Annotated in this window: 16 protein-coding genes; 8 read left to right on the forward strand and 8 right to left on the reverse strand. The window is 61.1% G+C overall.

The window, feature by feature from the left end; genetic code table 11:
- Positions 1–54: 54 nt before the first annotated feature.
- From EET67_RS19335 to EET67_RS19365, 7 genes are all read left to right on the forward strand, one after another.
- Positions 55–573: a TRAP transporter small permease gene (locus EET67_RS19335; RefSeq protein ID WP_128627848.1), complete on the forward strand. Its 519-nt coding sequence runs from the start codon at positions 55–57 to the stop codon at positions 571–573.
- On the forward strand, positions 570–1847 hold the full coding sequence (locus EET67_RS19340; protein ID WP_128627849.1) for a TRAP transporter large permease: 1278 nt from the start codon (positions 570–572) through the stop codon (positions 1845–1847). The genes EET67_RS19335 and EET67_RS19340 overlap by 4 nt, the downstream gene beginning before the upstream one ends.
- A gap of 5 nt (positions 1848–1852) precedes the next feature.
- Positions 1853–2926 carry a beta/alpha barrel domain-containing protein gene (locus EET67_RS19345; RefSeq protein ID WP_210211144.1) on the forward strand — a complete coding sequence of 358 codons (1074 nt, stop codon included), beginning with the start codon at positions 1853–1855 and terminating at the stop codon, positions 2924–2926.
- Positions 2923–3837 carry a DUF6282 family protein gene (locus EET67_RS19350; RefSeq protein WP_128627851.1) on the forward strand — a complete coding sequence of 305 codons (915 nt, stop codon included), beginning with the start codon at positions 2923–2925 and terminating at the stop codon, positions 3835–3837. The genes EET67_RS19345 and EET67_RS19350 overlap by 4 nt, the downstream gene beginning before the upstream one ends.
- Positions 3834–4607 (forward strand): HpcH/HpaI aldolase family protein, encoded by a 774-nt coding sequence (locus EET67_RS19355; RefSeq protein WP_128627852.1) that lies wholly within the window; start codon positions 3834–3836, stop codon positions 4605–4607. The genes EET67_RS19350 and EET67_RS19355 overlap by 4 nt, the downstream gene beginning before the upstream one ends.
- Positions 4608–4646: 39 nt before the next feature.
- Entirely contained in the window at positions 4647–4979 is a 333-nt protein-coding gene (locus EET67_RS19360; RefSeq protein WP_210211145.1) for a cupin domain-containing protein, read from the forward strand.
- 389 nt (positions 4980–5368) lie between these two features.
- Positions 5369–6526 carry an ABC transporter substrate-binding protein gene (locus EET67_RS19365; RefSeq protein ID WP_128627854.1) on the forward strand — a complete coding sequence of 386 codons (1158 nt, stop codon included), beginning with the start codon at positions 5369–5371 and terminating at the stop codon, positions 6524–6526.
- A gap of 51 nt (positions 6527–6577) precedes the next feature.
- Here the strand turns inward: EET67_RS19365 and EET67_RS19370 are convergent, their stop codons facing one another.
- On the reverse strand, positions 6578–7105 hold the full coding sequence (locus EET67_RS19370) for an Lrp/AsnC family transcriptional regulator (RefSeq protein ID WP_128627855.1): 528 nt from the start codon (positions 7103–7105) through the stop codon (positions 6578–6580).
- Between the two features lie 74 nt (positions 7106–7179).
- Here EET67_RS19370 and EET67_RS19375 point away from each other — a divergent pair, with 74 nt between their 5' ends.
- A complete protein-coding gene (locus EET67_RS19375; RefSeq protein WP_128627856.1) occupies positions 7180–8376 on the forward strand; it encodes a diaminopropionate ammonia-lyase in 1197 nt (398 codons plus the stop codon).
- Between the two features lie 94 nt (positions 8377–8470).
- Here EET67_RS19375 and EET67_RS19380 read toward each other — a convergent pair whose 3' ends face one another.
- The 7 genes from EET67_RS19380 to EET67_RS19410 form a co-directional block, all read right to left on the reverse strand.
- On the reverse strand, positions 8471–9250 hold the full coding sequence (locus EET67_RS19380; protein WP_128627857.1) for a GntR family transcriptional regulator: 780 nt from the start codon (positions 9248–9250) through the stop codon (positions 8471–8473).
- Between the two features lie 331 nt (positions 9251–9581).
- The gene (locus EET67_RS19385; RefSeq protein WP_128627858.1) at positions 9582–10808 is read right to left on the reverse strand and encodes a xanthine dehydrogenase family Fe-S subunit; all 1227 of its coding nucleotides are present in this window, start codon (positions 10806–10808) and stop codon (positions 9582–9584) included.
- Entirely contained in the window at positions 10805–11644 is an 840-nt protein-coding gene (locus tag EET67_RS19390) for an FAD binding domain-containing protein (protein WP_128627859.1), read from the reverse strand. Before EET67_RS19390 ends, EET67_RS19385 begins: the two co-directional genes overlap by 4 nt.
- Positions 11641–14004, reverse strand: coding sequence for a xanthine dehydrogenase family protein molybdopterin-binding subunit (locus tag EET67_RS19395; protein WP_128627860.1), 2364 nt, complete (start codon positions 14002–14004; stop codon positions 11641–11643). The genes EET67_RS19390 and EET67_RS19395 overlap by 4 nt, the downstream gene beginning before the upstream one ends.
- 177 nt (positions 14005–14181) lie before the next feature.
- Complete coding sequence (locus tag EET67_RS19400) at positions 14182–15567, reverse strand: NAD(P)(+) transhydrogenase (Re/Si-specific) subunit beta (RefSeq protein ID WP_128627861.1); 1386 nt, start codon at positions 15565–15567, stop codon at positions 14182–14184.
- Entirely contained in the window at positions 15564–15884 is a 321-nt protein-coding gene (locus tag EET67_RS19405; RefSeq protein ID WP_128627862.1) for an NAD(P) transhydrogenase subunit alpha part 2, read from the reverse strand. The genes EET67_RS19400 and EET67_RS19405 overlap by 4 nt, the downstream gene beginning before the upstream one ends.
- Positions 15885–16130: 246 nt before the next feature.
- On the reverse strand, positions 16131–17270 hold the full coding sequence (locus tag EET67_RS19410) for a Re/Si-specific NAD(P)(+) transhydrogenase subunit alpha (RefSeq protein WP_128627863.1): 1140 nt from the start codon (positions 17268–17270) through the stop codon (positions 16131–16133).
- Positions 17271–17637: the final 367 nt, after the last annotated feature.

Here is a 17637-nt window from a genome sequence, read left to right on the forward strand (position 1 = left end):
TGCCGGCAGCGACAAGCCGGCAACGCGCTCAATCCGTGTTCTGGAGGAGCGCTCATGGCTGGAGTTGAAGATAGAAAGCGCCTCGAGCGCTTCTGGCTGGCCTATATCTGGTTTATCGAGACCTTTGCCGTCTTCGGCACCATGGTCGTCGTCATAGTGGCTTCGGCTCAGGTCTTCTTTCGCTATGCCCTCGGGGCATCGCTTTTCTGGTCGGAAGAGCTGATGCGCTACCTGATGGTCTGGATCGTGTTTTTGACCGCCGGCATCGCCTATTCACGCGGTGAGCTTCTCGGCATGCGGTTGCTGGTCAATGCGCTGCCCTCTCGCCTGGCCAGGATAGTCGACCTTGTCGGACGCGCGCTGATCCTGGTCTTCCTGCTGGTGGTCGCCTGGTACGGCTTCGATTTCGCCTACCGCACCAGCGCGCAGCAAGCGGCCGCGCTCGAGTTCTCGTTGTTCTGGGTCCACATCGCCATCGCGGTCGGTGCATGCCTGCTCGCCATCCATGTGGTGCTGGCCAGCGTCTTCAACGCTCTTCTCGTAACCGACGAAGCACCGGAGCTTCACCAATGATCTGGCTCGGCTCGATTTTTATCGTCACCCTGCTGACGGGTATCCCGATCGTATTCGTCCTCGGAATAAGCGCGCTCGGCTACTTCGTCCTGACCGGCCAGACGAATTTCCTGCTGGTCCTGCCGCAGCGCATGTTTGCTGGCGTCGACCAGTTCGTGCTCTTGGCCATCCCGTTGTTCATTCTCGCCGGAAACATCATGGATGTCGGCGGGTTGACGCGCCGCCTGCTCGATTTCGCAAATTCCATTGTCGGCCGCTTTCGCGGCGGCCTGTCCCTGACCACGATCTGGGGCAGCTTCCTGTTCGGCGGCGTTTCCGGATCGGCGGCAGCCGATGCGGCCGCCCTTGGCACCGTGCTGGTGCCGGACATGAAGCGCCAGGGCTATGATGTCGACTATGCCGCCGGCCTGGTCGCCGTCTCCTCGCTGATGGCGCCACTGGTGCCGCCCAGCATCGCCATGATCATCTATGGCGCGCTCAGTGGCACATCGATATCGCGCCTGCTGATTGCCGGCCTGGTGCCAGGCGTGATCCTCGCAATAGCACTGACCATCTACGCAATCTGGGCTGCGCATCGCAACGGCTACCCCAAGCTGCCGCCCGCCAGCCTGTCGGCCATCTTCAAGGGCTTCCTCGACACGGGACCGGTGCTGCTTTTGCCCGTCATCATCGTCGGCGGCATTCGCGGCGGCGTCTTCACCGCGACCGAGGCCGCGGCTGTGGCTGCCATCTATGCGCTGCTGGTCGCCGGCCTGTATTACCGGGCGCTGAACTGGACCTATCTGCGCCGCGCCTTCCTGACCACGGCAGTCATCACCGCGTCGATCTATCTTCTGATCGCCATGGCCAATATCGCCGCATTCATCTTCGCGATGGAACGGATCCCCCAGCACGTCGTCGAAGCCCTGATGTCGGTCAGCGACAATAAGTTCGTCGTCCTGCTACTGGTCAACCTCATCTTGCTGGTGCTGGGCATGTTCCTCGACACGGTTGGCATTCTCATCCTGACCGTGCCGGCGCTGATCGGCATCGGCCAGGCGCTCGGCATGGACCCGGTCCATCTTGGCGTTATGGTCGTGTTCAACGTGCTGATCGGCTTCGTCACGCCGCCGGTGGGCCTGTGCCTGTTCATCGTGGCGGGCGTGGCCAAGCGGCCGCTGGAGAAGGTCGCGCTCAAGGCTGTGCCGATGATCGGCGTTGCGCTGGTGGTGCTGGCACTCATCACCTTGTTTCCGCAACTGGTCCTGTTCCTTCCCGACCTCATTGTCGGATGACGATCATGAGTGCCCGCCTCGAAACCAGCATCGGTGAAATCCGTCTCAAGAATCCGGTGATTGCGGCTGCGGCCGAGCACCTGATCGAGGAGGATGGCATATTGAGCGCCATCCGCGCCGGGGCGGGAGCGGTCGTCGTCAAGTCGACCAATGAATCCGAGGCTGCGAAGGATCAGTTACGACGCGCCGAATATGTCGCGCTCGACGAGAACTGGCGACCGGTGACATGGGGTCCGGCCGCCTCGCGCAGCGCCACCGTCTTCAGCCGCTCGGGGCTCACGCCCCTGTCCTTTGATGCCTGGCTCGAGCAGAACCGGCGCGCCGAACAGGTCGCCCGCGACCATGACTGCCTGCTTGTGCCGAGCCTGATCCTGGCTGATCTCGACAGGGCTGTCGGCATGGCCAGGTCTGTTGCCGACGCCGGCTTTCGTGTCCTCGAATTCAATATCGGCACGCCCTATGCGAGCCAGGCCGCGAAGGGTGCAGTCAGCACCGAACTGTCGCCTGAGCGCGTGGCGTCGATCGTCCGGACCATTCGCAAGGCGGTTGCGTTGCCGCTATGGATCAAGGTCACCGGTCAGAGCGAACGTGTCCCGGAACTGGCCGAGGCCGCCTTCCAGTCCGGGGCTGACAGCGTGGTGATGGCGGGGCGACTGCTTGGCTTCCTGCCGGATCTCACTACCCGCAAGCCCGTGCTCGGCACCAGTTGCGGCATTGGAGGCTATTGGAACCTGCCTTTGACCTGCCACTGGCTTGCCTCGACGCGGCAGCGGCTGGGGGCAGCCCGGCCGCTGATCGGCATCAACGGTGCGGCAAGCGGTCACGACGTTGCCCGCATGATGCTGGCGGGTGCGTCGGCGGTCGGCTTGGCCTCGGCCGTGATGATGCGTGGTTTTCAGGTGGTCGAGCAAGCCGTGGGCGATCTCTGCGCCTATTGCGCCGAGGCAGGACTTAGCGCCGAGGACCTGGTCGGCATCGCCGCCGATCAGCGCAAGTCCTTCGCCGACATGCCGGTGCTCGACGACCACTGGAAGAATTTCATCCCAACAATGTCCGCAACCAAGGAGCCGAAATCATGAGCACCGCCGCCACCGCACGCGAGCAAACCGTCAGCCGGCTGATGCAGGGCAGCGTCGACCTGCATGTGCATAGCGGCCCTTCGCTGATGCCGCGCAAGGTCGATCATATCGAAGTGGTAAGGCAGGCCGCGGAAGCCGGCATGAAGGCCGTCCTTCTCAAGGACCACTACTATCCGACCATGCCGATCGCGCATCTGCTCAACAAGCATCTTGAACTGCCGGTCACCACGATCGGCGCGATCGTGCTCAACAATCCTGTCGGTGGCCTCAATCCGAGCGCTGTGGACTATGCGCTGAAGCAGGGCGCGCGTGTCGTCTGGATGGCCACGGCGCACGCCCGCAACCATATCGAGCACGACAAGAAGGATGCCGACTTCAAGAACAAGTTTCCGGTTAACTCGAAAAAGACCGTCCAGGCGGTGGGCGCCTCGCTGGTCGATGACAAGGGCGTCGTTCTCGACGAGGTCAAGCAGATCCTCGATCTCATCGCCGATGCGGACGCTGCCGTTTCCGGCGGGCACCATCATATCGACGAGCTGTGGCCCTTCTACGAGGAGGCCAGGAAGCGCGGCGTCAAGCGCCTGTTCCTGAACCATCCGACCTATGTCAACGAGGCGTCGTTCCAGGACATCCAGCAACTGGTGGGCATGGGTGTGAAGATGGAGCATTCGATCTGCATGTTCATTCCGTCCACCTTCTATCAGTTCGACAAGGAGCATCTGCGGGCCGCAATTGCCGCCGGCGGTGTAGAGAATACATTTTTCGGTTCCGATCTCGGCCAGAACAACAATCCGACCCCGGTCGAGGGCTTCCGGCAGATCATCGAGCTGCTGCTGGAGCTTGGCTACAGCGAGGCGGATATCAGCAAGATGGTCTCGACCAATGCATCCGACCTGATGGGGCTCAAATGACAATCCCGGCAGCGTCGCTACGCGCCCGGATACGCGCGGGCGAAACCGTCATCGGCACCTTCGTGAAAACCCCGGCACCTCACATTGTCGAGGTCCTGGGCCTGTCCGGCCTCGATTTCGTTGTCGCCGACAGGGAACACGCACCGATCAATGCAGCGGCGCTGGACCTTATGGTGATGGCGGGAAGAGCCGTTGCCATGCCCGTCATCGTGCGCGTTCCGGCCAATGAGGCGACGACCATAGCCTCGTCACTCGATCTTGGGGCAGCCGGTATGGTCGTGCCGCATATCGGCAGCGCCGAGGAGGCACAAGCCGCCCTGGACGCGTCGAAATTTTCGCGCGGCCGCCGCGGTTTCTCGCCATCACCGCGCGCGGCCGGATACGGCACCGAGGGGCACGCCGACTTCCGCCGCCGTTCCGACGATGAGAGCATTTTCCTCGCCCAGATCGAGGATCGCGCGGCACTCGACAATATCGAGGCGATCGCTGCAATCGACGCGATCGACGCGCTATGCATCGGCCCGGCCGATCTGGCGCTGTCGCTTGGGTGCGAACCGGCCGACGCGGCCCTCGCACAAGCGATCGACACAGTGCTTGCCGCCGCCGGGCGCCATGGCAAGCCCGTGGGCATTTTCCTTGGGCGCGGCGATCAGATAGCCGCCTATGCGGTGATGGGCATGTCCGTCTTCATCTGCGGCTCGGACCAGAGCCTGATGATGGCCGGCGCCCGACAACTCAGCCAGGCGGCAGCGCAACTGCGCGCCGCATGAATGACTCTTCCGCCAAATCAAGACAGAAAGGACGAGGCCGTGAACATACACAGCATTGATTGGGACGCGATCGAATGGACCCCGGTGCGCCAGGGCGTCGAACGCAAGGCGTTTTCGGGGGCGGGTGCCACGGTTGCGCTGCATCGCCTGCATCCGGGCCACGAGCCCAAGCCGCACAGCCATGTCAACGAACAGATCGTCTACATCCTCGCCGGTACGGTCGATTTCCATATCGGTGACGAGGTGGTGCGCCTCAGCGCCGGCGGCCTGGCCGTTGTTCCGCCAAACGTGATGCATCATGCCGAAGTCGTCGGCGATGAGCCGGTGCTCAATCTGGATGTATTTACGCCCGCACGACCGGAATACGCCTGATCTCGACGTCCGCGTGGCCGGCAAGGTGCCGCCAGCTCCGTGTTGCTTGACGCTCGCTTTTTTTTGAACAGGAGACGGCCTGACGTCCGACAGGCCGTCTCCTGTAACATGAATCTTGAAGCCGGGAACGCCCGCATTCATCATCCGAGCATATCCACCGTGATCGACAGTTCTTTTCGGTCCGTCAGGTGCGAGATTCCACTTGCTCTATCATACTAAAAATAGGATGATAATATCACTGACACCAACGGCCTGTGTAGGTTGACTTCTGCATGCGGTTCGGTTCGACGAATGAGGAACGACGTGCGCGTCCCGGTTTCAGGTCGCTCGCGTCGACGTTGAGGTGTGCAGTGATTTGGCGGCCCAACAACCGATCCGGAGGAGAGTTAATGAACAGGCGCACCAATCTGATTACGACATTGGCATTGTCGATGCTGATGGCGACAGCCGGCATCGCATCTGCCGACACTATCAAAATCGGTATCAACCAGCCTCTGACCGGGCCGTTCGCGGCATCCGGCACCTATATCGTCGACGGCGCCAAGATCGCCGCTGAAGAGATCAATGCCAATGGCGGCATTCTCGGCAATCAGGTCGAACTGGTCATCGAGGACAACAAGAGCAACCCGACCGAAGCCGCGGCCGTGGCCGAAAAGCTGATCGAGCGCGACAAGGTGCCGGTGATCATGGGCGCCTGGGGTTCCAGCCTGACGCTCGCCGCCATGCCGAAGCTGATGCAGTATGAAGTGCCGATGCTGGTCGAGACCTCGTCCTCCAGCAAGATCACCAAGCAGGGCAACCCTTACATCTTCCGGATTTCACCCCCATCCTGGGTTGAAGCGGCGCTATTCAAGACACTGCTGCCCTCGCTCGACATCAAGAAGGTCGATTTCCTGGCCATCAACAATGACTGGGGTCGGGGCACCATTACCGACTTCACCACCATGTTCCAGGAAAACGGCGTAGAGGTCGGCCTGACCGAGATCATGGACCAGGCGGCGCAGGACATGAGCGCGCAGCTTTCCAAGATCAAATCGTCGGACGCAGACACGATCATCGTCACCACGGCCGTCGAACAGCTGACACTTGTGCTGAAGCAGGCAGCCGCTCTAGGCATCACCAAGCGGATCATCACCACCGGCGGCTCGCAAAATCCTGATCAGCTGATCGATCAGGCAGGCGCGGCAGCCAACAACACCATGCATATGGTGTTCTTTGCGCCCTGGATGCCGGAAAAGTCGCCGCATCCGGATCAGGCCAAGGCCTTCATCGACGCCTGGGAAAAAGCCGGCCACGACAAGGCAGGTCTGACGGAAAGCTATCGCGGCTATGACGGCATCCGCGTCATCAAGGCTGCGATTGAAAAGGCCGGTGCAGCCGAGCCCCAAGCGATCCGCGACGCGTTCTGGCAGATCGAAGTGCCGACACTCAATGGCACCGTCACCTTCGTCAAGGACGGCCCGGAAGGCCGGGAGAGCGGCCAATACATGGCGAATGGCACGCTGATCAAGATCGTTGACGGCAAGATCGTCCTGGCCGGCTCCTGATTTTCCAGCATCAAGCTCTGAAACGGCCCCGGTGAAACCACCGGGGCCTTTTTACTTCTGCATACTGGTCAACGGAACTGCTAGGCTGGTCTTGATGCGATCCATCACCACCAAGGTGCGGAACCGCTTCACATTGTGGTTCTGGAAAAACAGCCGGCGGGTGAGCGCCTCGTATTCACCCATCGAGGCCACGGTGATGATGAGAACGAAGTCGGCCTCGCCCGTTACATAGAAGCATTGCTGGACTTCCGGTGCCCTGGAGAAGCTTTGCTTGGTGGCATCGAGCAGGTCCAGCCTTTCGCTTTCGATACCCACCTCCACGACGATGGTGATCGGGCGGCCGACACGGGCCGGATCGACGCAAGCCACATTGCCGGCAATTACACCGTCGGCTTCCAGGCGGCGAATACGCCGGTGAACCGCTGCGGCTGACAGATTCACCTTCTCGCCTATAACCCGCTGCGGCGTCGTGTTGTCCTGTTGCAGGATTTCCAGGATCGCCAGGTCGAAACGATCCAGATCGGACGGGATACCAGCCACCGCATCCTGCACCCCTACCTCCACGCAAAAACGTTGCATTTATATGCCCCAAATAGAGCACAAAATTCGATATATATGCAATATAATTTCACCACTACAACAGGAGTGATTTTATGTTTGTCTTCAATACGCATCCGGATCACCAGCAGCCACTGGCCCCTGTCGATGCCGAGGTGCTGAGCACCGAGGCTGCAAAGGAGGTCGAGCGTTTCCTGACCTATCGCGACAACCACCAGCCGACACCGCTTCATTCGCTGACCGGATTGGCGAAGGAACTCGGCATTGGCGCCATCCACTTGAAGGATGAGGGTTTTCGTCTTGGACTTGGCAGCTTCAAGGCGCTTGGCGGCTCCTATGCAGTGATCCGGCTTGTGCTGGAGGAAGCCGGCCGCAAGCTTGGCCGCACGGTGGATATCAGCGAGTTGCAATCGCCGGCGGTCCGGGAGATCGCCCAGGGGATGACGGTGGGTTGCGCTACCGACGGCAATCATGGCCGCTCGGTCGCTGCAGGTGCACAGATCGTTGGCGCCAAGGCGGCGATCTTCGTTCATTCGGGCGTTTCCGACGAGCGGGTGGCGGCCATCGCGCGCTTTGGTGCGCAGATGATCCGGGTCGAAGGCACTTATGACGACTCGGTTGCGGAAGCCGAACGTGTCTGCAACGAAAATGGCTGGATTGTCGTCTCCGATACCTCCTGGCCGGGCTATGAACGTATACCGGGCCTGGTGATGCAGGGCTACACGGCGATGCTCAACGAAGCCGTGCGGGAACTGCCCCAAAGCCCTACACATGTATTCATCCAGGCAGGCGTTGGTGGGCTTGCTGCAGCAGTCGCCGGCTACTTCGAGGTGATCTATGGCAAAGACCGTCCGCGCCTGATCGTGGTGGAGCCGGATCGCGCCGCCTGCATCTATGAAAGCGCTCATGCCGGCAAGCCGATCAAGGTCGAGCATGGCGAGGCGACGATCATGGCCATGCTGGAATGCTATGAGCCGTCTTTGGTCGCCTGGCGCGTGCTGACGCGCACGGCCGACGCCTTCATGACCGTTGGAGAAGATGATGCTGCCGAAACCATGCGGCTTCTTGCCCAGCCTAAGTCGGGCGATCCGGCGGTCGTGGCTGGCGAGAGCGGCGGTGCAGGGCTGGCCGGTCTGTTGAGCGTCATGAAAGACGAAAAGTTGCCCAATCAGCTTGGCCTCGATGCGCAGGCGCGTGTTTTCGTCATCAATACCGAAGGCGCAACCGACGAAGCCCGGTACGAGAAGATTGTAGGCTCTGCCCCAACCGCGGTTCTCGCCGCCGCTGCATGATATTCGTCTAAACGTAAAAAGCCGGCTCCTTTCGGAGCCGGCTTCAAATCAGACAGATCGTAGACCGCAAAGTACAGCAGCGCGCCGCCGCATATTATTTTTTTCCGGCTATCTTTCGGCCACCACGCGGGCCGGTTTTCTCCAGCAGATCCACGCGCAGGGCAAAACAGCTCTTGTGATAGTGGATATCGGCCACATAGATAGCCACCCCCTCCCCATCCACCAGCACCAGCCGGCAGTCGGCCGTCGGTTCGCCAAGACCAATCTTGAGCAGATCGGCCGTTTCCGGGTCAGCGACGCCAATTGTCACCGTCTGGTGGGCGTGAGTGATCGACACATCGTCCATCTCGGCGATATTGGGCAAGGCGGCGACATGGCTGAACAACTCGCGACCTTTTGCGAAGATATGTTGCGCCAGATATAGATTGACGACCGAGAAGGGCTCCTCATTGTTGTATTGCACGCTCCGGAGGAAAGTATATCCTTCCGGTGCCACCTTGCCTTCGCCCTCGGTCAGTTCAGGCAAAGGAGCGTTCTCTTCGATATGCACACGCTTCAGCACGTTCTCGCGTATGGAAGCGATCATGGAATCGAAATCGGTGGCAAGATTGAGCCAGCGATTGTGCTTTGGCTTGCCCGAAACGAATGTTCCCCTGCCCTGCTGGGCATCAAGGAGACCCTCCTCCCGCAGCAATTCAATGGCCTGGCGGATGGTGACGCGTGCCACCGCGAACTCGCGCTCAAGCTCTTCCAGGGTCGAAATCTTGTCGCCCTGCATCCAGAAGCCTGTGTCGATGCGCTGCCGCATGACGGAAGCGACCTGGATGTAGAGGGGAACGCGGCTGCGGTCGTAGATCGATGCTAGTTTGCTCATGGTACGAATGTACGACAAATAGGTTCACTTTGCCAGAGAGCGTTCCAGGAAAGTTGCCAAACCTTAAACAAAGGCCAAGCTGGAACAAAGTCTGCATCCCGACTATAACGCGACTCGGCTGATCCAAGCCGCAATGCGCTGAAGTTGCTGTGCAACAAGCCACGCAGCAACTCAATCACACGTTCCCAGCAAGCAGGAGCGTTGATTTGACCGAGGTTTCTAGGAAACTTCAACTGCACGCGCGAATATGGGCATTCCTTTAGGCAGGCGGCAGCAAAGTCGCTTGGAGGACTATGGTCGCCAAGATCGTTTCTGACAGTTTCGGACCGCTTCAGCGGCGCCCAAAGAGACTTGCAAAAAACTGCTTCAGGCGGCCGAAGACTACGGACGAAACCAGCGATCCGGCGTCCAGTTCAGTGATTACCGGTGGCGCTTCGCCACCTTGGCCTTGCTCGCGATGCGCAAGCTTGGCTTCAAGGTTCTGCACGAAAGCCGCAATCAGTCGCCCTGCCACATCCTGGACCAGGCCCGAGCGACCGAACTGCGCCAGCATGCCGGTCAGCGTATAGCCGATGCTGACATCCACTTTCGTCTTGCCTGGAGCGTCACCCGGCCTCACGGCATAGCCGATCAGCCCGCGGGTCGCCGAATTACTGCGCTTGTCCTTCCCGCTGCCACTGATGGTACCGGTTCGGGTGGCGTCGTCCCGGGTGACATCAGCGACCCCCTGGAACTCTGCCGCGATCGGCCCGACCTTGACCCTGATCTGGCCTTCGACATGGCCATCAACCGGCTCGCCCGCAAGCGATGCGCCCGGAAGACATGAGGCCACCTCGCCAATATTGCCGAAGAAATCCCAGACCACATCCACTGGATGGGCAACGGTGAAGCCCTGGGTGAAAGTCGTCTGCGGCTTCCAGTCGGCATCCGGGCGCGACACCGGCTTTGCCGCTTGCGCGCGCGCCTGGGTATCGGCCGGGCCACTGGACACGCGAGCACGCGGTTCCGCTCCGTTTGTTGTCGGAACGGCGTGACCTGACCCTGCAGGCCCCAATATCTTGCGATTGCCATCGGGTATCGCTGCAATGCCACGGGCACGGCGGGCTGTAATCACGCCCTGGATGGCCCGCACGATGCCGACATAGCCGGTACAACGGCAGAGATTTCCGCTCATGGCGATGCGAATGTCGTGCTCGGAGGGAGCATCCATGCGAAGCACCACGTCACGGGCCGAAACGATCATGCCGGGCGTGCAATAGCCGCATTGCAGGCCGTGTTCCTTCGAGAAGGCCGTACGGAGTTCTGCGGCAATATCATCGTTGTCGAGCCCTTCGACCGTGGTGACTTCCGCCTGCTGGCAGGCAACCGCATAGGTGATGCACGAACGCGTCGGCACGCCATCGACAAGCAGGGTGCAGGCGCCGCACACACCATGTTCGCAACCGATATGAGTGCCTGTCAGGTTCTGGGTTTCGCGCAGGAAATCCGCCAGATGCGTGCGCGGCTCTATGGTGGCGCTGGCCGGCTTTCCATTGACCGTGAGAGTAACCGTGTTCATGCTGTATGTGCTCGCTCGATGGCGCGCCGCAGCGCGACGACGTGGGTCTGGCGGTCGATCGGATCAGCCATGCCGGCCGCCTCGATCGCCGCACCGGCGGCATGGCTGTCGAAAGCAAGGTCGAGGCGCTCGGCTTTTCCATCGCCGACAAGATGAGTAGCCTCGGCAATGACGATCGGCCGGCTTTCCGTCGCGCCGATCACGGCGCGGCTGACACCGCGATCCGGATCGACCAGGAAGGCGCCGATGGCATGCGCGAACTCGCCGGTCTTGCGGCAGCTCTTGTAATAGCCCCAGCGTGCGGAACGACTGAGTTTCGGCACAGTGATGGAAACCAACATCTCGCCCGGACGCAGATCGGCTTCCAGCGCCCCAAGCATATAGTCCTCGACCGGAATGGTCCGGCCGCCGGAACGCCCGCGCAGCGTCACCTTCGCACCGAGCGTAGAAAGGATCGACAGCCAGTCGGCCGACGGATCGGCGTGGGTGAGACTTCCGCCCATAGTACCGCGATTGCGCACTGCCCGATAGGCGATGCCGCGCGCCACGCTCGGAAGGGCGCCACATGTCACGTCGGGCACGCGCAGATCCTCGATATCGGCATGGGTGATGCAGGCACCAAGAACGATCTCGTTCGCCCTATCCTCCACCCGCTTGAGTTCTTCTATCCCGGTGATATCGACCAGAAGGTCAGGCTGCACCAGCCGCATGTTGAGCATCGGCCCGAGCGATTGCCCGCCGGCCATCAGCTTCACCGACAGGCTGTCATCAGCCAGCAGCGCCAGTGCCGCACCGACATCGGCAGGGCGTGCATAGTCGAAATTGACAGGCTTCATGCCGCCTCCTCCCGCTCCGCCTCGGCGGACTTTTCCTTGCTCGCGGCGCAGATCGCCTCAAGCACCCGGCGCGGGGTCATCGGCGACCGCAGAAGTTCGGCGCCATAAGGCCGCAACGCATCGTTGACCGCATTACCGATGGCGGCGGGTGGTGCGATTGCGCCCCCCTCGCCTATGCCTTTGACGCCGAATTCCGTGTAGGGCGACAGCGTCTCCATATGGTCGACCCTGGGGGCGGGAACCTCGGTCGGCCCCGGCAGAAGATAATCTGCGAAAGTCGAAGCCAGCGGCTGGCCGGAGGCGTCGAAGTTCATCTCCTCGTAGAGCGCCGTGCCGATGCCCTGCGCGAGTCCGCCATAGATCTGGCCGTCCACTACCATCGGGTTGATCAGCTTGCCGCCATCTTCGACAATGACATAGTCGAGTATCTCGATGTCGCCGATTTCGGGATCAACGGCGACCAGCGCGACATGGGCGGCGTAGCTGAACGTTCCGGAATCGCGTACCGGCTTGAAGCCGATGGTCGATTCCAGGCCACGCGGATCAACGGACATGGGAAGATCCTGCGGGCGCAGATACCAGGTGTGCGCGATTTCCTCGAATGTCACGCTGCCGGTCGGGCCGACCACCTTTCCGTGGGCGACCTCGACATCGTTCGGATCGGCCTGCAACAGGTGAGCACCGATGCGCTTGGCCAAGCCGGCGATCTCACGCGAAGCCGTGGCAACCGCACCGCCTGCCATCACCGCGCAGCGCGAACCCCAGCTACCTGTCGAATAGGGCGTATATTCGGTATCGCCATGCACCAGCTTGATCTTGGCGATGTCGATGCCGAGGATTTCATGAGCAACCTGGGCCAGCGTGGTTTCCATGCTCTGGCCATGCGAGTGAACGCCAACCCGCAGCTCAAGGCCGCCGTCCGGCGTGACACGAGCCGTGGCCTGCTCATGGCCGGGCACCATCGGTATGCCCCAGCCGGAATAGACCGAAGTACCGTGAGCCGCCTGCTCACAATAAATGGAGTGGCCGATGCCGATCAGCCTGCCATCGGGTTCGGGATGCTTCTGCCGCTCGCGGATGGCCTTCAGGTCCATCGCCGCCAGTGCCCGCTCAAGCGCTTCAGGATAATCGCCGCTGTCGAAATGTTTTTTGGTGATGTTGTCGAACGGCATCTGCTCGGGCTTCACGAGGTTCTTCAGGCGAACCTCATGCGGCTCGAGGCCCGCCTCACGCGCAACCGCGTCGAGTATCAGTTCAAGTGCGTAGCAGACGCCGGTACGTGCGACACCGCGATAGGGCAGGATCGGGCATTTGTTGGTGGCAACCGACCAGGTACGGCAGCGGTAGGCGGGAAAATCGTAAGGCCCCGGCAGGATGCTCGCTACCTGCGCCGCCTCGAGACAAGCCGAGAACGGATATGAGGAATAGGCCCCGGAATCGACGGTCGCTTCACAGTCAATGCCGCGCAGCTTGCCGTCACGGTCGGCATAGGCAGTGATGCGATAGTGGTGTTCACGGCAATTGGCGCCGGCGGTCAAATGCTCGCGGCGATCCTCGATCCAGCGCAGCGGATGGCCGCAACGCATTGCCAGCCAGCCGAGGCAGACGTCTTCCGGCAAAAGAATGCCCTTGTAGCCGAAACCGCCGCCGACATCGGGCGAAATGATCCGGATCTGCGCGTGATCGAGACCAAGACACTCCGCAAGGCCGGTGCGAACAATGTGCGGCATCTGGGAACCGGTGTAGAGCACGAGCTGCTCCATTCGGCTGTCCCAATAAGCGACGGTGCCGCGCCCTTCCATGGGCGCCATGCTCTGCCGCGCGGTCGAGATTTCGCGGCTCACCTTGATCGGCGCATCGAAGGCGGCCTCGATGCCGACATCCACGAATGTCTCCAGAAAGACATTATCGCCCCAGTGCTCATGCACCAGCGCCGAGGCGGCCTCGCGTGCCTTGATCATGTCGTGGACGGCTGGGAGCTCATCGAGATCGACTTCGACGCAAGCAGCCACATCCTCTGCCTTCGCCCGCGTATCGCCAACGCACATTGCTATGAGTTCACCAACCTGGCGAACCTTCTCGAAGGCCAGGATCGGCTGCTCCGAAACCTTGAACCCGGCAAGTCCGGAAACCGCGACAATAGGCTTCACGCCCTCAAGGTCGGCAGCGGTGAAGACCTGTCCACGGCATGAATCGGGTATCCTGATCTCGCCAACCTTGGCATGCGCAAGCGGCGAGCGCACGAAGGCGACATCCTTCATGCCAGCGAGCCTGATGTCACCAACAAACTGGCCGCGACCGCGAAGGAGGCGGTCATCCTCCTTGCGAAGCAACGAGGCGCCCACACCCTGTTCAGTCATATCAATCCTCCTCCAACCCCTCTGCGGAAGGGGTCAAACCAGCATCGTTGATGTATGGACGCTGAAGGCGCACGCTCCAAAAGCGTCCGCCTCTTCGCCATATCATCTTATTTTACCTATCATAGCAAGACTTATTTGAAGCCGGATCACTGTAACCGAGATGAGCAGGGGCGCTCATCAGGCCAGCTTGACCTCTGCCCCCAGTTGCATGAGCGACTGCTTCGCATCGCCGAACAGCATCGACGTTTTCGGCGATACGAAGAGGTCGTTCTCCACGCCGGAAAAGCCTGCACCCTTGCCGCGCTTCAGCACGATGACGCTCTTGGAATCCGATACGTTGAGAATCGGCATACCATAAATGGGCGAGGATTTGTTGGTGCGCGCCGCCGGATTGACCACATCATTGGCCCCGACCACAAGCGCGACATCTGTATCGGTAAAGCGCTGGTTGATGTCTTCCATATCGACGAGCTTGTCATAGGAAATGCCGGCTTCGGCAAGCAGGACGTTCATGTGACCGGGCATGCGGCCGGCGACCGGATGGATGGCAAAGCGAACATCGACGCCGCGCTTTTCCAGAAGGTCCACCAACTCGCGTGCCTGATGCTGCGCCTGGGCGACAGCAAGGCCGTAGCCCGGAACGATGATGACCCGCCGCGAAAAAGCGAGGCGCAGGGCGGCGTCATCTGCACTGATCGGCGCCATGTCTCCCTTGGCGCCGGATACGGCCGCTTCTTCGCCAGCCGCTGACCCGAATGCACCGAAAAGCACGTTCGAGAAGGAGCGGTTCATCGCCTTGCTCATGGCGATCGACAAGATGAAGCCGCTGGCACCGTCCAGTGCGCCCACCACGATCAGGATATTGTTGTCGAGAGCAAAGCCCGTAGCGACCGCGGCAAGACCGGCATAGGAATTGAGCAGGGAGACGACCACCGGCATATCGGCTCCACCGATCGGCAGCACCAGCAGGATGCCGACGAGTAGCCCGATGACGCAGATCGCCACGAAACTCCATACGTCATAGGGATTGACGATCAGCCAGACCAGGCAGGCGACACCGATAGCAAACAGCGACAGGTTGAAGACGTTCTGGCCCCTGAAAGTGACCGGCCGCCCAGGCAGGATTTCCTGCAGCTTGCCGAAGGCCATGAGGCTTCCGGTAACGGTCAGCGCACCTAGCAGCACTTCGAAACCGAGCGCCAGGACATGGCCCTGGGTCAGATGCTGCGTGTCATAGCTGTGGATGTATTCGCCGATGCCGACCAATGTGGCGGCGAGCGCACCGAAGGCATGGCTGAAGGCGATGCGCTGCGGCATGGCCGTCATCGGTACCCACATGCCGAGCGGATAGCCGATCACCGCGCCGACGACGGCACCCACAGCCAACCATTCATAGGTGACGATGCGCTGGTGGAGCAGTGTCGCGGCAACAGCAATCAGCATGCCGATCGCCGCCATATGCATGCCGCGCCGCGCAGTATCGGGATGGCAGAGCGACCGAAGTGCTAGCACGAACAGTCCTGCCGCAAGCAGATAGGAAAGCTGGATGAAGGTCTCGGTCATTGACGGTCAGCGCCCTTGCGCTCTCCCTTGTTGGCAGCCTTGGCGCCGAACATCGCCAGCATGCGGTCGGTGATGAGAAAACCGCCGACCACATTGGCCATGGCGCACGCGACGGCGACAGCCCCAAGCACGGTGCTGACGAAGCCCTGGTTGGCGCCGGCCAGAACCAGGGAGGCAACCAGCGAGATGCCGGAAATGGCATTGGTTGCCGCCATCAGCGGCGTGTGGAGAAGTGGCGGAATGCGGCTGATGGTCTGGAAGCCGACGAAGCCGGCTAGCAGGAAAACAAATAGCTGGATGATAGCGGTGGATGTCATATCGATCCTCCAAGATCGTAAGCTGGCCTGTTCAGGCCAAGCAAAAGCATTCTCCCGCCGCGAGACATGCGGGAGGGGTAAGCCGGACCCGTGCGGCCCGGCTGGTGTGAGGCTGGATTGCGGCAGAGAGGCTTAGAGCATGTTGCAGCCAAGTGGAATCACTTGGCGTCGCACACATGCGGCAAAATCAATTAGATAGATCATGATGTCGTCCGAAAACCGCTTCACACTTTTCGGCATCATGGTCTAGCTGGGTAATGCTTTCGCGAATGCCGGGTGAACGATAGCCCCGTCGCGCGTCAGATTCGTGCTCTTGACCAGTTCGTCGTCCCAATCGACCGCCAGGCCCGACTTGGATTGATCAACCATGGTCGAAACGAAGCTGTAGAGATTGCGCGCATAGAGATTCGATGCGGTTGCAGCGACCTTGGAAATCGTCGAATTGCCGATGATCTTGACGCCGCGTGCGGTGGTAACGATCTCGCCGGCCTTCGATCCCTCAATATTGCCGCCGCGCTCGACGGCAAGATCGACCAGCACCGAGCCGGCTCGCATCGTCTCGATCATCGCCTGGGTGACCAGTTTCGGTGCCGGACGGCCCGGGATAAGGGCCGTGGTGATGACGATATCCTGCCGCCCGATATGGGTGGCGACGAGTTCGGCCTGCTTGGCCTGATATTCCTTCGACATTTCCTTGGCGTAGCCGCCTGACGCCTCGGCAGCCTTGAATTCATCGTCCTCGATGGCAACGAACCGCGCACCCAACGACTCGACCTGCTCCTTCGCGGCAGGCCGCACATCGGTCGCCGACACCACCGCGCCAAGCCGGCGTGCGGTTGCGATCGCCTGCAAGCCCGCAACGCCGGCGCCCATGACGAATATCTGTGCGGCAGGCACGGTGCCCGCTGCGGTCATCATCATCGGCAGCGAGCGCGTGAATTCGGCCGATGCGTCGATCACCGCGCGATAGCCGGAAAGGTTGGCCTGGCTCGACAGCACATCCATCGCCTGTGCGCGCGTGATGCGCGGCATCAGTTCCATGGCGAAGGCGGAGACGCCCGCGCTCGCCATGATGTCCAGTCCGGCTTCCGGGCGATGCGGGTCCATGGTGGCAATGACGATCGCACCCGGCTTGCAGGCGCGAATGACATCGCCGCTCGGGCGGTTCACCGCCAGCACGATGTCCGCATCCTTCACCACTGAAATGGCATCCGGCACGAGCCTGGCGCCGGCATCCTCAAAATCCTTGTCGGCAATACCTGCGCCGCCGCCGGCGCCACCCTGGATCGAAACCTTGCCGCCCAGCGTTTCATATTTCCTGACCGTCTCGGGCGTGGCAGCCACCCGCGCGTCGGTCATCTTGTCGGACAAAACCGCAATATGCATGACCCTAATCTCCTGAACCGGGACGTAAGGACAGCGACGCAATTTGCCGGACTTGCCCTAACGTCCACACGACATTGCGCCTGCCCCAAATCAAAGTCAACCTATTTATAGTAAGATAGAATCATTTTCATATGCTGAAATGACCACACATCGTCAGGAAGTCATCACACAACGAAAAAGGGCCCAGCCGTGGCTGGACCCTTTTTCCGTTTAACGGGGCACGCCTTGTTCGGCGTGCCCCGCGCTGGTCACTGCTCGGCGCCGCACCAGTCATAGATGCACAGCGCCATGACCTTGATGGCGGTGAGGTAGTCGTCGATCGACACATATTCGTCATTGGCATGCATCACCGCCGTCGAGCCGGGCC

The organism is Borborobacter arsenicus, from assembly GCF_003934165.1.
Lineage (GTDB): Bacteria > Pseudomonadota > Alphaproteobacteria > Rhizobiales > Rhizobiaceae > Pseudaminobacter > Pseudaminobacter arsenicus.